3 protein-coding genes are annotated in these 2,628 nt (G+C 42.2%); all 3 read right to left on the bottom strand.

Annotated elements, in window-relative coordinates; translation table 11 throughout:
• Positions 1–62: 62 nt before the first annotated feature.
• The 3 genes from C7475_RS32635 to C7475_RS32625 are packed head-to-tail and all read right to left on the bottom strand — an operon-like array spanning position 63 to position 2,560.
• Entirely contained in the window at positions 63–1,823 is a 1,761-nt protein-coding gene (locus tag C7475_RS32635; protein WP_146217730.1) for an IS66 family transposase, read from the bottom strand.
• A gap of 44 nt (positions 1,824–1,867) precedes the next feature.
• Entirely contained in the window at positions 1,868–2,230 is a 363-nt protein-coding gene (gene tnpB, locus C7475_RS32630) for an IS66 family insertion sequence element accessory protein TnpB (protein WP_110057635.1), read from the bottom strand.
• 3 nt (positions 2,231–2,233) lie between these two features.
• Positions 2,234–2,560, bottom strand: a complete 327-nt coding sequence (locus C7475_RS32625) for a hypothetical protein (RefSeq protein ID WP_110057634.1) — start codon at positions 2,558–2,560, stop codon at positions 2,234–2,236.
• Positions 2,561–2,628: the final 68 nt, after the last annotated feature.

Here is a 2,628-nt window from a genome sequence, read left to right as displayed (position 1 = left end):
CGTAATAATTCGGTTCTCGGCGTTCCAGAATGACATCAATAAAAAGGTATCTTTGTTTTGATTTATTCTTGCTTCTTCCAGTAGTGGGGTAATAAGTTGATAAGTTGGTTTGCGGGGCAGTCATGCAGGCGATCATAAATATCACAGAGATATGTGAAGGGATCAATATCGTTTAGCTTGCAGGATTCTATCAAAGAATAAAACAATGCTACACGCTGCGCTCCGTGTTCATTTCCTGCAAACATACTGTTCTTTCTGAAGATCGTAACTGGGCGTATGGCTCTCTCCACACCGTTGTTATCTGGCTCGACATTTCCATTTTCGGTAAATGCTTTTAAGCGATCCCATTGGCCAAGAGCGTAGTTGATAGCTTTATAAACCGGAGTGCCGGGCAGGTGGTCAGCTCCCTGCTGTTGAAGTAGCCAGCTCTTTATTTTGTCCAGGAACGGCACGCTATATTTCTGTCTTAGTGGCAATCGTTGCTCCGGAGTAAATTTCTTCCTGTCAGCATAGGCTTCTATCCTGTAAATAACATTGAATAATGTTAGTACTTCAGCGACCAGTTTTTTATCAGACGCCTCCGCTTTCTTAAAGCCACGACGGATATGCACCAGGCAACTCATCATAGTCACCTGATCATTGTTTTTAAATGCTGCAGTATAGGATGCCAGGCCATCTGTCTGCAGAATGCCCTTAAAATCTTTTAGTATTTCCCCGGGTACTATCTGCCCTCGTGACGGGTTAAATTCAAACAATACCAACTTGTGCTCGGGGGATAGAAACACCCATAACCAGCCGTTTGAGGGCTTCCCTTTGCCGACATCATTAAGGTAACGTAGTCTAGTTTCATCTGCCTTTATATACTTAGACTGCATGATTACCTTTTTAAGACATCTCAGTAACCGACCAAGCTTCCTAAAAGCATTTGCCTCCCAGCCGTCAACGGTAGATGTAGCAAAGCTCACGCCCGTCGTATTCTTTATAAATTTGAGCTGACGATAGTAAGGATCTCCATAAGCAAACCGGCGTGTATGCAGGTGTGCCAGCAGCCTATTGCCAACAGTTCCTTTCTCAACCAATCGCGGTTTTACCGGTTCACAGATGATCTTTTTATCTTCACTGATATATTGAAGATGCTCCTGCTGGATTTTAATGATTTTACCCGGCTGATAGTCATAATAGGTTGTTACCTTTTTGCCCATGGGCTTGAGACCGGTTTTATCAATAGTGATATCGATCGTCTCGGTAACAACTTCCAGCCAGGATGGCTGTACTCTTCGTCCTTTATGGGCTTCGTATCGCTTTTTCTTCCGGCTGGTCTTTACGATCTCCTGATCTGTCTGGCGGATATCTGATGGGCTAATTGCAACTTTAATGATCTCTTCGATCTCCAGGATGTCAAATTCGGCCCCTAATGTTTGCTGAATAGCAACATCTATATCCCGTGCTACCGGGACAAATTTTTCTGATTTCTTCCCTAGTAACATATCACATAACTCCTGCAATTGCCAACCTTTCTTCAATCCCTCTTCAGCTCTTTGCCTCATCTCAGTATTCGCCCTTTCCAACGCTATGATTTTATCCTCCAGTTCTTTAATCAGATGCTCCTGGTCCAGCATAATTTCTTGTGCCTGATGCAGATATCTGTTGAGTTTAGCATTTTCTTCCTGCTTTTCTTCCAGTTGGTTGTTGAGATCATAAATGATTTTTCCGAAGGTAATGCGCTCTCTGGAAAGAGATTCTGACAGGTTGGCGTTAGCCACCGTAAGTGTGGAGATTTGTTGTAAGGCGTCTGATATGGAAGTAATTAATTCGGGGCGCACTGCTTTGTGTCGTGGTTACGGCTATATTAACGCAGCAGGTCTGGTTATGGTTTGATTGTGCTGATAGCTTTTTTTTGATATCTTTTCCTGTACCTAATTTCGACACCTTCCAATATCAGCATCACGTCTTTCTTTTCCAGGACCACAGCTCTGATCCTCTCATCATACACAGGTGCGCCAAATGTTCCTCTTGCTAATTTCTTATGGTAAAGTGCATGCCCATCGCCTTCAAAAACGAGCATCTTAACCTGGGTACGGCGACCATTAAAAAACAAGTATATCATTCCCCTGTTCAGTGGATCCTGTTCCATCATATTGCGTACAATTCCTGATAACCCATTTATACCCATTCGCATATCTGTAACATGAGTATACAGATAAAAATTATAGCCAGCTAAAGACAACATCAATTAATTATTTAGTAGGGCGAGTAAATATTCAGCAGGTACTGCTTGGTATAGCTTTAATCCTCGTAATTCTGCAAATAGGGCTGGGGCTTCATTATGTTCAGTATTCACTGCGGAAATATCTATGGGTATAATGGACGGCATCGCTGGAATGATGTCTGCACTCTTATACTTCTTTAGCCAGTAATAGAAAGTCTTTTCCTTTATTTTATTTGCAATACAGTATTGCTTGATAGTAAGACCAGAGCTTTTATAATCGCGGACAAGTTTAGACATCCTTTCTGATTTCTGCTTGATATCTTCTTTTGGCTTGGCGGTAATAATCTGCATGGTGAGGTTTTGCCCAAAATTCTGATTATTTCAGCGCATTTCTGGAACGCTCAAGACCGAATCATTAC

This window comes from Chitinophaga sp. S165, from assembly GCF_003182155.1.
Lineage (GTDB): Bacteria > Bacteroidota > Bacteroidia > Chitinophagales > Chitinophagaceae > Chitinophaga.
Note: the sequence above shows the minus strand (reverse complement) of the source record. Positions and strands in the feature narration are given on the sequence as shown.

What these genes read in the sequence shown, in the direction of transcription:
- tnpB (WP_110057635.1), bottom strand. Translation starts at nt 2,230, where the DNA reads ATGTTGTCTTTAGCTGGCTATAATTTTTATCTGTATACTCATGTTACA.
- C7475_RS32625 (WP_110057634.1), bottom strand. Translation starts at nt 2,560, where the DNA reads ATGCAGATTATTACCGCCAAGCCAAAAGAAGATATCAAGCAGAAATCA.